This window comes from Roseibium sp. (genome assembly GCF_965232425.1).
GTDB lineage: Bacteria > Pseudomonadota > Alphaproteobacteria > Rhizobiales > Stappiaceae > Roseibium.
In genome coordinates this window covers 4,480,840-4,495,930 of the sequence record NZ_OZ246971.1, presented here as the reverse complement: position 1 = coordinate 4,495,930, position 15,091 = coordinate 4,480,840, and the positions used below count along the sequence as shown (strand labels likewise).

Below are 15,091 nucleotides of genomic sequence, written 5' to 3'. Positions count from 1 at the left end.
GGTGCACCCGGCCTATCTCTTGGCAACGGCCATGCGGCCTTTCAGATACTCGCCGTACTGGCTCAGCGAGAAGATGAAGATCCAGTAGATTGCACCGACGAAGGCATAAACCTCGATGTAGTAAGGCGCCCATTCGACTGTGCCGAAGGCTGCGTTTGCCGAGGCGAGCACATCGAAAAATCCGATGATGATCACAATCGCGGTCTCCTTGAACGTGACGACGACCATGTTGATGGTCGACGGCAGCGCATGGCGAAAAACCTGCGGCATCACGATGCGCGAGAGGATTTGGAACGAGGTCAGGCCCAGGGCCTTGCCCGCCTCGAACTGGCCCTTTGGAATGGCCTGGAACCCGCCCCGGAAGACTTCCGCCTGATAGCAGGCGAAAAACAGCGCGAAGCCGACGATGACACGCCAGATCTTGTCTCCGTTGAGCCAATCCGGCAGGAGCAGAGGAATGACGACGGCAGCCGCGAACAGCGTGGTCAGCAGGGGCAACGAGCGGATGAAGTCGATCAGAAGCGAGGCCGCGCCTTTCACGGCCGGCAGTTTCGAGCGCCGTGCAAGCGCGAGCAGCAATCCCATGGGCATGCCGAGCAGCACAACGGCTGCAAACATGAAGAGCGTGAGCGCCAGACCGCCCCACTGATCCGTGGTGACTTGCGCCTGCCCGATCAGCGTCCCGTCCATCAAGAGCACATAAGTTCCGAAACCGGCGATCCAGAGCGCGACTAGCTTGCCCATGCTCCAGAAATACGGCAGGCAGGACAGCACCACCGTGGCGATGATCGCCACACAGGCGAGCGTGGACCGCCAGTGCTCATCGTAAGGATAGAGACCGAACAGGATCAACCGGTGCCGCGCCGCGATCACCGACCAGCACGCACCGTCCGCTTCCGCGCACTGGCCGACATCTTCGGCGCGCCAGACAGCGCTGAAGAGGGCCCAGTCGAGCAGCAGCCAGGCCATGTAAAGCATCAGTCCAAAAATGAAAACGCTCGTGAACGTATCGCTCGGGCTGCGAAATGCGCGTCTCTTCATGGTGTTGGCGAGCTGACCCCACCGGCCGGGCGATCCGGGATAATCGATTGCCATCGCCATGTCAGTGACCTTTCAGCGCCAGGCGCGCGTTCATGAAGTTGACGATCTGCGCCAGCGAATAGTTGATCAGAAGAAACGACAGCATCAGCAGTCCCATGAGCTCCAGCGTTTGGCCGGACTGGGTGATGGATGTCGACACGATATAGAACAGATCGCTGAAGCCGATGGCGACACCAAGTGTCGTCGCCTTCATGATGAAGATCCATTGATTGCCGAGCGGCGGCATGATCGTGCGCAGCGCCATCGGCATCTTGATGTGGAACCAGATGGATCTCGCCGACAGGCCAAGGGCCTTGCCCGCCTCTGTCAGGCCGCTCGGAACCTCGTGAAGCCCGCCGCGAACGACTTCCGCGATATAGGCGGAGCCGTAGAGCGTGATCGCGACGATCATGGCCACAAGCTCGATCGAGACGGTCAGACCGCCCTGGAAGCGCAACCCCTTTTGTGCCGGGATCGAAAAGACGGACGCATCCGCGGGAGCGAACATCGTTGCAACAACCAGTGTCAAGCCGGCAGAGGCCGCAAGCCAGAGCACCAGCTTGCTGAGAAACTGGAGGCTCTTGAGCCGGAAAATGATGATGCCAAGACCCACGACGGCCGCGAAAATTCCCAGAACGACACCTGGGGCGACATTCAGCGCCGGCAGCATCAGGCCCCTGTTCGACAGAAAGACGGTATCGCCCAGCGAAAACGCCTGGCGGGGCCCTGGCATATGGATGAGAACGGCATACCAGAACACCAGCTGCAAAATGAGCGGCAGGTTACGGAAAAGCTGGATGTAAACCGTCGCCAGCGCGTTGAACCCAAGCTGGCGGGCATCGCGTGCCGTTCCGATCGCAAACCCGAGAATGGTGGAAAGCACGATGCAGATCAGCCCGAGGAACAGTGTGTTCATGAACCCGATGAGCAGCGTTTTGGCGTAACTGTCGTCAATGCTCCGATCGATCAGTGAAAAGGAATAGGCCCAGCCGGTCGCCCGTTCCAGGAAACCGAAGCCGCTCGCCATGTTGAGTTCCGTGAGCTTCGTCTGGGCGGTCGTGACCGCCACCCATAAGACCAGCACCACTGACGCAATCAGCAGCAACTGCAGAGACAGATCGCGTCGCTTCCGCTTCGCCTTGAGAGCCGCAGCATCCATTTCCGAAGCCTCCTGACCGCAACATGGGTGTGAGACGGCGAGGGTTCGGAACCCTCGCCGCACGGGGAGTGGTGATCAGTCGAGGATCGGTGCGTAAAGGACGCCGCCGTGGCTCCAGAGATTGTTCAGGCCCCGCTCGAGCTTGTAGGGAGACCCCTCGCCAAGGTTCCGGTCATAGATCTCGCCGAAATTGCCGGTAGCGGCAATCATCTCGCGCGCCCAGGTATCGCGGATACCGAGACGCTCGCCCATGCCGGGATCGACGCCGAGAAGCCGCGCGATTTTCGGGTTGGGGGGATTTGCGGTCATTTCCTCGACATTTGCAGATGTGACGCCTTCTTCTTCCGCAATCAGAAGGGCAGCGATCATCCAGTTGACCATGTCGACGAATTCCTCATCGCCCTGGCGCATGGCAGCCGCGATCGGCTCGTTGGACAACTGGTCCGACAGGATGACATGCGCATCCGGCTCTTCGAGTTCGGTTGCCCGCAACACGGCAAGAAACGGTCCCCACGCCGCAAAGGCATCGCAGCGGTTCGCGAGATAGGCAGCGCGCAGTTCGGATGCCTTTTCGTAGGACACCATCGTGTGCTCGACACCGATGGTTTTGAGGTAGTTGCCGGCAAGTCTCTCGATTGTCGTGCCCGCCTCCACGCAGATCGTGCCGCCTTCGAGGTCCTTTGCCTCGGTGATCCCGAGATCGCCATGCGCCATGAACTGGGTACCGCCGAAGAAATAAGGCAGGCTGAACTGAAGCCCGACTTCGGTATCGCGTCCCATCGTCCAGCCGGTCGCCTTGATGATGACGTCGACATCGCCGGACTGAAGGGCCGGAAAGCGCTGTGCCCAGCTCAAGGGAACAATCTGGGCCTTCTCGGGATCACCCAGTATGGCGGTCGTCAGGGCACGGCACATGTCGATGTCCAGCCCCTTCCACTCATTCTTGTCATTGACTTCCACGAAACCGAAGTAGCTGCCGTTGTGGCCGCTGCAAAGAAGGGTTCCCCGCTCTTCGATCGCCGCCACCGTTGCACTTTTCGAAAAAGCGGTAACGGGGGCTGCAACACCTGCTGCGAACGCAACCGCGCAGGCGAATTTAGCAATGTTGGTTGCCATTTTGCTGTTCCCTGTTTTATATATCGGAACACGTGTTCCATTTAATAGGTTACGAGCACGCGCTTTTGAGTCAAGTGAATTCTCGTACTCACGGGGGAACAGGCCAAATTTTCATCGAAATGACTGATGAGTGGGCAGCCCGGAACAAAAACGCCCAAGCGCTGCACAACGCGGTATCGTGCAGCGCCACGCGATCCGCAGCGCCGGGTGCGGCGGGTGCCGTTCATTCGATCAAGAAGCTGCAGTTGCGTTACTTTCAGGACCGCCCCTTGCTGCGGGGAACGACATCAGGGGGCCGCGGCAACACCTATTCCCGTACCGGAGATATCGGCGAGAGACCCATCTTCAGTCCAGAACCACGGTTCCGTTTGGGGACCGCAGTTCAAAGCTCAGACCCGTCTCACCTGCGGAAACGTCCGCCAGGTGATCGACGTTCAGGGCCGAGAGATACTTCCTGATGCGATCGGGATCGGGATGGGACAGCCTGACCGACAGCAGGCGCACGCCAAGATCCTGCTGTCCCGTCGACGGGTGAGGACCTGGCGACCATTCGATGAAAGCGGGAAGCAGGCCGTCACCTGGAAGGCTGCCGTCCCTCGGCACGGTCAGCCGCCAGGTCCTGTCCCCGCGCGCAAAATGCACGACCTCCCCGAGATCGAGCGGACTGTTTTCCAGCACCTGGTCAAGATCCGAGGTGTTGACGACCCAGGTCAGCGCCCGGGGCCGCTCCGTGAGCCGGACCTGCGTGACGGGATCATCCAGTGAAAACCACCTTGCCCGGCCGGGATCGGGCGCATCCGGGTCGATCGCGATAAGCTCGAAAAAGCTCTCGTCTCCGGCCTGCATCACGCAATTGTGGGTGCTCATGGCGGCATGTTTGCTGCCTCCGGGCACGGTGACGCCAAGTGCGTTTTCCATGTCCTTGACGCCGGCGGCGAGGCTGGAACATCCGATGGCGAAATGGTCGATTTTGTTGTGCATTGCCGGGATCAATCCTGAAGGAGTTTGAAGGCTTGGGTGAGGTCGGCCTTGAGCGTTTCCAAGTCATCGAAACCAATGCTGAAACGCAGCAGGGGGCCATCGGCGATGCGGCGGCTCCGCTCGGAAGTCATTGGCAGGACAAGGCTTTCAAAACCGCCCCAGCTGACGCCGATGCCGAAACACGTGAGACTGTCGACAAACGTGCGGAACCGGTCTTCGGGCACGGGTTTGAATATGACGGAGAACAGAGCGGCAGCCCCCGTGAAGTCCCGCTTCCAAGTCTCATGCCCGGGACAGCTGTCGAACGCCGGATGCAACAGCCGTGCGACGCAGTCCTGATCCGCCAGCCAGGCGGCGATCTCCCTGCCCGCCCTGTCCTGATGTTCCATGCGCATTTTCAGCGTCCGCGCACCCCGAAGGGCCAGAAAGACCTCCTGCGCGCCGGGTTTGTCACCGAGGGACATGACCGTTCGGCGAACCTGCGCGTGGTAATCCCCGTTCGCCGCAATCACACCCAGCATGGCATCGGAATGGCCGCACAGATGCTTCGAGCCGGAATAAACGACGATATCCGCTCCAAGTGCCAGCGGTTTGCAAAAGACGGGAGAGGCCCAGGTGTTGTCGAAGATCACCGGTATGCCCCGTTGCCGGGCGGCCCTGGAGATCTCCAGCAGATCACAGACCTCGAATGTGCCCGAGCCCGGGGCTTCGGCCATGACGGCACAGGTATTGTCCCTGAGCCTGCCGCCAATCCCTTCGAGGGGATCGAACGGTTCAATATCCACGTTCAGTGCCGCAAGCAGCCCGTCGCAGAACACTCTCGTGTTTCCGTAAAGGTTCTCGGCGACAAGCACATGCATCGACGGCCTGGCGACCGTAAGCAGGGCCGAGGTGATCGCCGAAACGCCGGAAGACGTCAGCGTGACGCCGTCCGCACAGTCCAGCTCGGCAAGAAGGGTTTCCAGTGAAAACGTCGCATCGTTCCCATACCGGCCGTAATAGGGCGTACCGCCTTCATAGCGCGCATCCCGCGCGGCCTCGAACGCATCGAGCGTATCGAAAACAACCGTAGAGCCCATCTCCACAGGCCAGTTCACCTGCCGGCCCGACGGGCCGTGAGGTCTTCCGCCGTGAACAAGTGTATCGGCGAGCCGTGCGGAATTCATTCTGGGACATTCCTCCATTAGAGTGTGGCTGGAATTGATGACACTCGAGTCTTTCTGTGTCAATATACAGAAAATACGTTCTATTTAATGAAACAGAAATGCATCTAACATCCAACCACTGGGGTATCGGCCAGGTCGAGGTCGACAACGGACGGATTGTCGCGGTCGCCGCACACCCGAGCGATCCGGCTCCCTCACCTATCAACGGAAACATCGCTTCCAGCCTGAACGGACGCGCGCGCGTCCTGCGCCCGGCCGTGCGCAGGGGCTGGCTCGAGAATGGACCCGGCCCCGCCGAAAGAGGCAGGGACCCGTTTGTCGAAGTTTCGTGGGACCGGATGATCGAGATCCTCGCCACCGAACTGACACGCGTGAAGCAGAGCTACGGCAACGGTTCGATTTTCGCAGGCTCTTATGGCTGGTCGAGCGCCGGCCGGTTTCATCATGCGCAAAGCCAGCTGAAGCGGTTCCTGAACACGCAGGGCGGATTTGTCCGCTCCGAAGGAAACTACAGCTACAACGCCGCTCTCGGCCTGATGCCGTTCATTCTCGGAAACTTTCGCGATCACGTCGCCCGCGCGACGCGGTGGTCGGTCATCGCCGAACACACCCGGCTGGTGGTGTGTTTCGGCGGGCTCGCTCTCCGAAACAGCCAGGTAAGCGACGGCGGGATTGCCCGGCATCGCAAAGCCGGCAATCTGGAAAAATGCGCAGACGCCGGGGTCCGGTTCGTGAACTTCAGTCCGCTGCGAAGCGATGTTTCCGAAACGGTCGGCGCGGAATGGCTTGCTCCAAGACCCGGCACGGATGTGGCGGTGATGATGGCGCTGGCCCACACGCTCCTGGAAGAAGATCTCCATGACCGGGCGTTTCTCCAGCGCTACACGGTCGGCTTCCGGCAGCTGGAGGATTATCTGCTCGGCAAGGCCGATGGCGTTGCCAAGACGGCGGCCTGGGCGGAACTGAGGTCCGGAATTCCGGCGGAGCGGCTGCGCCGGCTGGCGCGTGAAATGGCCGGCGGGCGCACCATGATTTCCTGTGCCGCAAGCCTGCAACGGGCCGATTATGGCGAGCAGCCCCTCTGGATGACGGTGGCGCTTGCAGCCATGCTGGGACAGATCGGATTGCCCGGAGGCGGGTTCACGATCGGATATGCCGTGAACGGCAACATCGGCAATATCGAGCGCCTGTTCCGGCCGGGAGCGATGCCGCAGGGCAAAAACCCGATACCGGATTTCATACCGGTCGGCATGATTTCCGAAATGCTGCTGAATCCGGGCAAGGACTATTCCTACCTTGGAAAGACCCGCACGCTGCCGGACGCGAAGATGGTCTGGTGGGCGGGCGGCAATCCGTTTCACCACCACCAGGACCTCAACAGGCTTCGCAAGGCCTTCGCACAGCCGGACACCATCGTCGTCAACGAGATCAACTGGACAGCCACAGCGCGGCACGCGGATATCGTCCTTCCCGTCGCAGCGCCGCCCGAACGAACCGATTTCGGCGCAGGCAAATCCGACAATGCCCTCGTTCCAATGCCCGCCAGCGTCGCCCCGCCCGGCGAAGCAAGAACCGAATTCGACATCTACCGTGCGCTTTCAAAGCGCCTCGGCAGCCTGGATGCCTTCTCGGACGGGCTGGACGAACAGGGCTGGCTGTTGCGGCTCTGGGACGAAACCGTTGCCGCCGCGGCCGGGCATGGCATCGCGCTGCCGGACTGGGACAGGTTCATTGCCGGTGACGTCGTCACCCTGCCGGACCCCTCCCCGGATCAGGTCTTCCTCGCCGGATTTCGCGAAGACCCGGACGCCGCTCCGCTACCGACGCCAAGCAGGCGCATCGAACTCTTTTCAAGGACGATCGCCGAGATGGGGCTTCCCGATTGCCCCGGCCACGCAAGCTGGTTCGAACCAAGAGACTGGCAGACGGCCGACCTGGACGGACATCCGCTTGCGCTGCTTTCGGGACAGCCCGGAACACGCCTGCACAGCCAGCTCGACAACGGCGCGACAAGCCTTGCCGCCAAGGTCAGGCAGCGGGAGCCCGTGCTGATCAACCCTCTCGACGCGGCCGAACGCGGGATCTCGGACGGCGACGTGGTCGAGCTCTTCAACAATCGCGGCCGCTGCCTCGCAGGCGCACGCGTCACGGACGACATCCGGCAAGGGTGCGTCTTTCTGTGGACGGGAGCCTGGTATGATCCGGATTTTGCCGAACCTGATCACCGCGACCGGCACGGCAACCCCAATGTGCTGACGCATGATCTGCGGACATCATCCCTGACCCAGAGCACCGCAGCGCACTCGACCCAGGTCGGATTGAGACGGCTTGACAGTGATCCCGGTGACGTCGAAGCGCACGAGCCGCCGAGATTTACCTTTGCCAAATCGTCCGTTACATTGCGCACAAACGCCAACGAAGACTGAATATGTCCGAAAAAAAACCGACTGAAGCAAAAGTTGATTCAACGCTTTCCAAAGGCCTGGCGATCCTCGAAAAACTCGCCGAAGCGCGCAAGTCGCTCGGTGTAACCGAGATATCGCGGTCTCTTGATCTCACCAAGTCCAACACCTTCCGCCTGCTGCAGACACTTTCACGGCTCGGTTATGTTTCGCAGAAGGAAGACGGTGGTTACGCGGCCACCCTCAAGATGTGGCAAGTGGGACGCAGCACCGTCGACAGTCTCAACCTCAGGGAGCTGGCCGCGCCCGAGATGGCCTACCTTGCCGACGAGACCGGAGAAACGATCTACCTCGCCGTCCCCGAACAGTTCAACGTGGTCTATATCGACAAGATCGAAAGCAGGAAACCGATCCGCTCGTGGAACCCGATCGGGGGATCGGCGCCGATCCATTGTGTCGGCACCGGAAAGGCGATCCTTGCGGCAAACTACATCAGCCTGCGCGAGAAGCTTTCCGAACCCTTCGAGGCCTTCACCAACAAGACGCTGACGACGTTGAGCCAGCTCGACGAGGACATCGAAGCCACGCGGATGAGAGGGTATGCCTATGATACCGGAGAGTTTCGCGACAGGATCCTGAGTTTCGGCGCCGCGATCAAACTCCCCGACGGCGAAGCCGTCGCCGCCATCGGCATCTCGGTTCCGAATGTCAACCTGCCCGACAACGGGGAAGAACGGTTCGGCTCGCTTTCCGCACATGCGGCTGAAGCGATTTCCCGCAAACTCTCGAGGGTGTAGCCCCATCGAAAACACGGAATACCCCGCAGCCGGCCGGTGAACCCGGCCAACTGGCGCCGGGTAAGAGAGGCCGGGTGCCTTTGGCAAGGCCGCCCTCTTCTGCCGACGTTTGGATCAGGACTTCGGCTCAGGCATCTCGACCGGACCGCCCTGCTTGACCCACTCGGAAAATCCCTCGCGCAGATGCGCCGCGTCAAAGCCCATGTCCTGCAGCGTTGCCACCGTCAGCGCCGAACGCCAACCGGAGGCGCAGTGGAAGACGAACCTCTTGTCCTCACCGAACACGTCCTTGAAGTAGGGGCTTTCCGGATCGACCCAGAACTCCACCATGCCTCTGGGGGCATGTACGCTTCCGGGAATGAAGCCGGAGCGCTGTCGCTCGCGCACGTCGCGGATGTCGACAATCACCACACCTGGGTCGTCCATTGCCGCGATCAGGTCCTGAATTTCGACTTCTTCAATGCGCGACCGCGCGTCCGCAACCATGCTCGCTGCACTTCTGGCAAGTTTTTTCATACCGCTCTCTGTTCCGATATATAAAACATTTATTTCTTATATTGACACGCAGTATGGTTGTTTGCAAGTAATCCAGAAGGCCCGAAATTTCGAAGGCTGCAAAAGGAGGCTGTCGCTTTGACCCGGACAATGCCTGTTTCCCTTTGGGATGTTTCTGCTGAGGAACGTGACCTCGAAGGCCAATTGCCGGAAGGAGAAAGGTTTGACGTCGCGATCGTCGGCGGCGGCTTCACCGGCCTGTCGACCGCACTTCACTGCAGCGAGGCCGGACTGTCGGCCTGTGTCATCGAGGCCAATCATGTCGGCTTTGGCGGATCGGGCCGCAATGTGGGTCTTGTCAACGCCGGCATCTGGCTTCCTCCCACGCAGGTCCGCGAAAAGCTCGGCACCACCTACGGCCCGCGTTTCCTGCAGCGGTTCGGCAACGGACCTTCAATGGTGTTCGATCTGATCGAAAAATACCAGATCCGCTGCGAAGCGACACGCAGCGGAACCATTCACGCAGCCCATGCCCCCTCCGGTTTTCGAGATCTGGAAGCCAGGTGGAAGGAATGGAATTCCATGGGTGAACCGGTCGATCTGCTCGGCCGTGAGGAAATTTCGGAAAAGATCGGAACCAGTGCCTTTCACGGCGGGCTTGTCGACCACCGCGCAGGCACAATCAACCCGATGGGATATTGCCGCGGTCTTGCCCGGGCGGCCAAGGCCGCAGGTGCGTCCATCAGCACCGGAGTCAAGGTGACATCCTTGCAGAAAACGGCGGACGGCTGGGCCGTTCTCACCGACAATGGGCAGATCAGCGCCAAGGCGGTTGTACTCGGCACGAACGCCTATACGGACAGTCTCTGGCCCGGGCTGAACAGGACCTACACGATGATCCATTACTTCCAGCTGGCAACCGAGCCGTTGGGAGAACGGGCGGCGCACATTCTACCAGGCCTGCAGGGGCTCTGGGACACCGCGCCCGTGATGTTTTCGCTGCGGCGGGACAACAAGAACCGGCTGATCATCGGATCGATGGGCAAGGTACATGGTGACAAGTCCAGGGGGCTTTCCCAAAGGTGGGCCAGGAAGCGGCTTTCCCGGCTGTTTCCGGACCTGGGCGACATTCGTTTTGAAGAAGCCTGGCACGGCCAGATCGCCATGACGCCGGATCACTTGCCGCGCATTCACGTGCTTGACGAAGGCCTGTTCACGCCGATCGGTTACAACGGCCGCGGCATTACCACGGGAACCATTTTCGGACAGGGCATTGCAGGCCTTCTGACGGGCATGGAACTGGAAGACCTGCCGCTTCCGACAACCGATATGGCCGCTGTCGCCAGCGCGCCGGTGATGTCCCGCTTCTACAATATCGCCTTCACGGCCAACCAGTTCATCAAGGGATTCTGACAAGCATGACCAGGTCCGACATTCGCGTTGGCGTGGATATTGGCGGCACGTTTACCGACGTCGCGCTCGACCATCCGGGCGGCACGGAAACGTGCAAGGTCCTCACGGACTACGCCGAGCCGGAACGGGCAATCCTGACAGGCATTGAAAAGGCCGCCCGAAACGCGCGCATCCCGCTTTCCGATATCGGTCAGGTCATTCATGGAACCACCCTGGTCACGAACGCACTGATCGAGCGCCGCGGCGCAGACATGGCCTTTATCACGACGGAAGGATTTCGTGACGTCATCGAGATGCGGTCCGAAAACCGGTTCGAGCAATATGACCTGAACCTGCAATTGCCCAGGCCGCTGGTGCAAAGGAAGCACCGTTTCACTCTGAACGAGCGGATCGGACCGAAGGGAGACGTGCTGCTCGCGCTTGATCCGGCTGAGGCGAGGCAGATGGCGCAACGCATCGTGGAAGGTGGTTTTGAGGCGGTGGCAATCGGCCTGATGCATTCCTACGCGAACGATACGCACGAACAGATGATGGCGGAGGCCTTGAAAGACCTGTCTCCAGACCTTTCCGTTTCGCTGTCATCCGTGATTTCCCCGCAAATGCGGGAACTGCCGCGTTTCAACACGGTGATTGCCAATGCCTATGTGCAGCCGCAGGTCTCGACCTATCTGAACCGGCTTGTCACCAGGCTCCACGGCAGTGGCATTGCAGCGCCGGTCTTCATGCTGCACTCGGGCGGCGGCCTGATTTCGGTCGAAACGGCGTCCGAACAGCCGGTGCGCCTACTGGAATCCGGGCCAGCCGGTGGCGCCATCTTCGCCGCGGAATTCGCACGCGCGCATGGGCTCGACAAGGTCATGTCATTCGACATGGGCGGAACGACTGCAAAGATCTGCCTGATCGAGAATGGTTCGCCGAAAACGGCGAGCACGTTCGAGGTCGCCCGAACCTACCGCTTCAAGAAAGGCTCCGGCATGACCGTGTCCACACCTGTGGTGGAGATGGTGGAGATCGGAGCCGGCGGCGGATCAATCGCGTCGATCGACCAGATGGGCCGTATCCAGGTCGGACCGCGTTCGGCTGCGTCAGAACCCGGTCCCGCCTGCTACCAGCGTGGCGGCGTCGAACCGACCGTCACGGATTCGAACCTCGTTCTTGGCCGGTTGGATCCGGACAATTTCGCCGGTGGCGCAATCCCCCTTTCCGTTGAGAACGCAACGTCCGCGCTTTCCGGAAGGATCGCCTTGATGCAGGACATGGACGTCGCCGAGGCGGCCTTCGGCGTGACCGAGATGGTCGATGAGAACATGGCCAACGCAGCGCGGGTCCACACCGTCGAAAACGGCCGCGACATCGAGCACTTCACCATGATCGCATTTGGCGGCGGCGCCCCGCTGCATGCCTGCCGGCTTTGCGAGAAACTGGGGATCCGCGCCCTGCTCATTCCTCCCGGGGCGGGTGTCGGTTCCGCGATTGGTTTCCTGCGCGCTCCCTTCAGTTACGAGGCAACGCGGGGCCTCTTCCAGACTCTCACGGATTTCGATGCAGAGGCGGTGAACGCCGCGCTACAGGCCATGGAAGCCGAGGCAAGAGAATTCGTGGAACAGGGCATTCAAGAAGGCCGGACAACCACCCGCCTCACCGCGTTCATGCGCTATGCCGGACAAGGCTGGGAAATACCCGTGCCGTTGCCCTACAGGGCATTTTCCCGCAGCGACACACCGGCCATCCTTGCGGCTTTCGAGGAGGCCTATCGAACGCTCTTCGGCCGCACCATTGATGGGCTTGCGCCCGAAATCACCAACTGGTCGCTGATCGTCACATCCGTGCTGCCGGAACCGGATGCAGTCCGCCGCCGGGACGGCTGCACGGAGGCTGAAGCTGTGCGCACCAGGCCCATCTTCGATGCTGCCTTGCGCCGGAATGTCGACGCACGGGAGGTCGAGCGCCATGCAATGGAAACCGGCACGGTGGTTGACGGTCCCGCGGCAATCGTCGAGGCCGAAACCACGACAATCGTCACATCCGCCTATCGGGCGATCCGCCAACCGGACGGTTGCCTCCTCCTGATCCGAAAGGACGTTAGCTGATGCCGAGCGCAATCGACTATCAGATCATGTGGAACCGGCTGATCGCCGTCGTCGAAGAACAGGCGACAACGCTCATAAGGACAGCTTTCTCCACCTCGGTGCGCGAAGCCGGCGATCTGTCGGCCGGTCTGTTTGACCGGAAGGGCCGGATGATGGCCCAGGCGGTCACGGGCACGCCCGGACATGTCAACGCGATGGCGGAAAGCGTCACGCATTTCGTTCGCGAGATCGGAATGCAGAACATCTTCGACGGAGATGTTTTCATCACCAACGACCCCTGGCTCGGCACCGGACACCTGCATGACATCACCGTGGTCACGCCCGTGTTTCGCAAGGGTCTGCATATCGGCTTCTTTGCCTGCACGGCGCATGTCGTCGATATCGGCGGGCGGGGGTTCGGCCCCGATGCGGGCGAGGTCTACGAGGAAGGCCTGCTGATCCCGATAACCAAGTTCGCGGAACGGGGAACGGTCAACCCGCTTCTGATCTCCATCATCCGGGCCAATGTCAGGACCCCCGACCAGACGGTCGGCGACATGTACTCCCTTGCGGCCTGCAACGAGGCGGGCGACCGGCGTCTGCAGGCGATGCTGGAGGAATTCGGCATTGATGACCTGGAAGGTCTGTCCGGCTTTCTCACCGAAGCCAGCCGCAAGGCGACCCGGGAAGCCATTTCAAAAGTTCCCGACGGAACTTACCGGCACAGGATGATGGTTGACGGTTATGACCGGCCGGTCGAACTGGTCGTCACGCTCAAGGTGGAAGGTGACCGCGTCAGCGCGGATTTCACCGGCACGAGCGGAATGAGCGCATTCGGTGTCAACGTGCCGGAAGTCTACACCAGGGCCTATGCGTGCTACGGCTTGAAATGCGCCATTGCCCCCGGCGTTCCCAACAACACGGGGTCCCTTGAGCCTTTTGAAATATCGGCGCCGGAAGGCTGCATTCTGGCGGCGAAGCGACCGGCCCCGGTCTCCGTCAGGCATGTCCTGGGACACCTCGTGCCCGACGTTGTCCTGGGTGCTCTTCACCAGGCCATGCCGGGCACGGTTCCTGCCGAGGGCGCCTCAGCCCTTTGGAACATTCAGATTTCGGCCCGCCCCAACGATCCGGACAGCGGATTGAACAGCGCCGAGATATTGATGTTCAACTCCGGCGGCACCGGCGCCCGTCCTTTCGTGGACGGTCTTTCCGCCACCGCGTTCCCGTCCGGTGTGTCCACGATGAGCGTCGAGGCGACAGAGCATGTCGGACCAATCACGGTCTGGCGCAAGGATCTGCGCGAAGGCTCCGGAGGCGCAGGTGAGACCCGCGGCGGCCTTGGTCAGGTCATCGAAATCGAAGCGCGCGCGGGATATGATTTCTGGTTCAACGCCATGTTCGACAGGGTCGACAATCCTGCCCGCGGACGCGACGGAGGCGGACCGGGTGCTCCCGGGCGCGTGGAGCTGACCGACGGCACCCCCTTGAAATCCAAAGGCAGGCAATTGGTGCGCAACGGTCAGCGGTTGCGGCTCAGCCTTCCCGGAGGCGGCGGATTTGGCGACCCGGCAAGGCGGGACAGGTCGCAGGTGAAGGCAGACGTCGAGGCAGGACTGGTCTCTGCCGATCAGGCTGCCGAAGACTACGGATATTCTGGAGAAAACTCATGAGCGAGAAAATCGCCCTCATAACCGGCGCAGCCCAGGGCATCGGCCTCGCCTGCGCCCAGGCGCTTGCCGAAGACGGGTGCAGGGTCATCCTGTCCGACATTCAGGAGACCGTGCACGAGGCGGCCTCAAAACTCGACGGCCACGCATATGTCTGCGACATGGGTGACACGAACCGGATTGCCGCAATGTTCGACAGCATCGAAGCCGAGATCGGCCCCGTTTCGGTGCTTGTCAACAACGCCGGCATCGCGCAGCCCGGAGATTTCCTGACCTATGCGCTCGAGGACTTCAACCGGGTGATCAACGTGAACCTCGTCGGCGTCTTTGCCGCGACCCAGCGTGCCGCCAAGACCATGGTCGCGAACGGCATTCACGGTTCCATCGTCAACATGTCGTCGATCAATGCCCAGGTCGCCATTCCCGCCATTCCGGCCTATTGCGCGTCCAAGGGTGGTGTGAACCAGCTCACCAAGGCAGCCGCGCTGTCGCTGGCGCCGCACGGTATTCGCGTGAACGCGGTCGGCCCCGGTTCGATCGACACGGACATGATGGCGGGCGTCAACGCAAACCCGGAAGCGCTCGCCAAGGTGATGTCCCGCACACCGATCGGCCGGGTCGGAACGGCGCGGGAGATCGGCGACACGGTCGCGTTCCTGGCGTCGGACAAGGCGAGCTACATCACCGGCGAGACCATCTATGTCGATGGCGGCCGCCTTGGCCTGAACTATACGGTCTGATCC

General features: G+C 61.2%; 12 protein-coding genes. 6 read left to right on the top strand and 6 right to left on the bottom strand.

Annotation, left to right across the window (positions count from 1 at the left end; genetic code table 11):
- Nucleotides 1–12 precede the first annotated feature (12 nt).
- The 5 genes from ACO08A_RS20475 to ACO08A_RS20455 form a co-directional block, all read right to left on the bottom strand.
- Nucleotides 13–1,101 carry an amino acid ABC transporter permease gene (locus tag ACO08A_RS20475; RefSeq protein ID WP_422037776.1) on the bottom strand — a complete coding sequence of 363 codons (1,089 nt, stop codon included), beginning with the start codon at nucleotides 1,099–1,101 and terminating at the stop codon, nucleotides 13–15.
- 1 nt (nucleotide 1,102) lies between these two features.
- Nucleotides 1,103–2,239: an ABC transporter permease subunit gene (locus tag ACO08A_RS20470; RefSeq protein WP_422037775.1), complete on the bottom strand. Its 1,137-nt coding sequence runs from the start codon at nucleotides 2,237–2,239 to the stop codon at nucleotides 1,103–1,105.
- A 75-nt stretch (nucleotides 2,240–2,314) separates the two neighbouring features.
- The gene (locus tag ACO08A_RS20465; protein ID WP_422037774.1) at nucleotides 2,315–3,355 is read right to left on the bottom strand and encodes an amino acid ABC transporter substrate-binding protein; all 1,041 of its coding nucleotides are present in this window, start codon (nucleotides 3,353–3,355) and stop codon (nucleotides 2,315–2,317) included.
- A gap of 345 nt (nucleotides 3,356–3,700) precedes the next feature.
- Nucleotides 3,701–4,336, bottom strand: a complete 636-nt coding sequence (locus ACO08A_RS20460; protein WP_422037773.1) for a VOC family protein — start codon at nucleotides 4,334–4,336, stop codon at nucleotides 3,701–3,703.
- Between the two features lie 8 nt (nucleotides 4,337–4,344).
- Nucleotides 4,345–5,502, bottom strand: a complete 1,158-nt coding sequence (locus ACO08A_RS20455; protein ID WP_422037772.1) for a trans-sulfuration enzyme family protein — start codon at nucleotides 5,500–5,502, stop codon at nucleotides 4,345–4,347.
- 98 nt (nucleotides 5,503–5,600) lie between these two features.
- Here ACO08A_RS20455 and ACO08A_RS20450 point away from each other — a divergent pair, with 98 nt between their 5' ends.
- Both ACO08A_RS20450 and ACO08A_RS20445 read left to right on the top strand, forming a co-directional pair.
- Nucleotides 5,601–7,928 (top strand): molybdopterin-dependent oxidoreductase, encoded by a 2,328-nt coding sequence (locus ACO08A_RS20450; protein WP_422037771.1) that lies wholly within the window; start codon nucleotides 5,601–5,603, stop codon nucleotides 7,926–7,928.
- Nucleotides 7,929–7,930: 2 nt separating this feature from the next.
- Nucleotides 7,931–8,701, top strand: coding sequence for an IclR family transcriptional regulator (locus ACO08A_RS20445; RefSeq protein ID WP_421983966.1), 771 nt, complete (start codon nucleotides 7,931–7,933; stop codon nucleotides 8,699–8,701).
- A 114-nt stretch (nucleotides 8,702–8,815) separates the two neighbouring features.
- On the opposite strand, the gene ACO08A_RS20440 is transcribed toward ACO08A_RS20445, so the two are convergent.
- Nucleotides 8,816–9,217 (bottom strand): rhodanese-like domain-containing protein, encoded by a 402-nt coding sequence (locus ACO08A_RS20440; RefSeq protein WP_422037770.1) that lies wholly within the window; start codon nucleotides 9,215–9,217, stop codon nucleotides 8,816–8,818.
- Nucleotides 9,218–9,346: 129 nt separating this feature from the next.
- On the opposite strand from ACO08A_RS20440, the gene ACO08A_RS20435 reads away from it, so the two are divergent.
- The 4 genes from ACO08A_RS20435 to ACO08A_RS20420 are packed head-to-tail and all read left to right on the top strand — an operon-like array spanning nucleotide 9,347 to nucleotide 15,088.
- Entirely contained in the window at nucleotides 9,347–10,609 is a 1,263-nt protein-coding gene (locus tag ACO08A_RS20435) for an NAD(P)/FAD-dependent oxidoreductase (protein ID WP_422037769.1), read from the top strand.
- Nucleotides 10,610–10,614: 5 nt separating this feature from the next.
- Nucleotides 10,615–12,699 carry a hydantoinase/oxoprolinase family protein gene (locus ACO08A_RS20430; protein WP_422037768.1) on the top strand — a complete coding sequence of 695 codons (2,085 nt, stop codon included), beginning with the start codon at nucleotides 10,615–10,617 and terminating at the stop codon, nucleotides 12,697–12,699.
- Nucleotides 12,699–14,351: a hydantoinase B/oxoprolinase family protein gene (locus tag ACO08A_RS20425; RefSeq protein ID WP_422037767.1), complete on the top strand. Its 1,653-nt coding sequence runs from the start codon at nucleotides 12,699–12,701 to the stop codon at nucleotides 14,349–14,351. Before ACO08A_RS20430 ends, ACO08A_RS20425 begins: the two co-directional genes overlap by 1 nt.
- On the top strand, nucleotides 14,348–15,088 hold the full coding sequence (locus tag ACO08A_RS20420) for an SDR family NAD(P)-dependent oxidoreductase (protein ID WP_422037766.1): 741 nt from the start codon (nucleotides 14,348–14,350) through the stop codon (nucleotides 15,086–15,088). Before ACO08A_RS20425 ends, ACO08A_RS20420 begins: the two co-directional genes overlap by 4 nt.
- The last annotated feature ends 3 nt before the right edge of the window (nucleotides 15,089–15,091 follow it).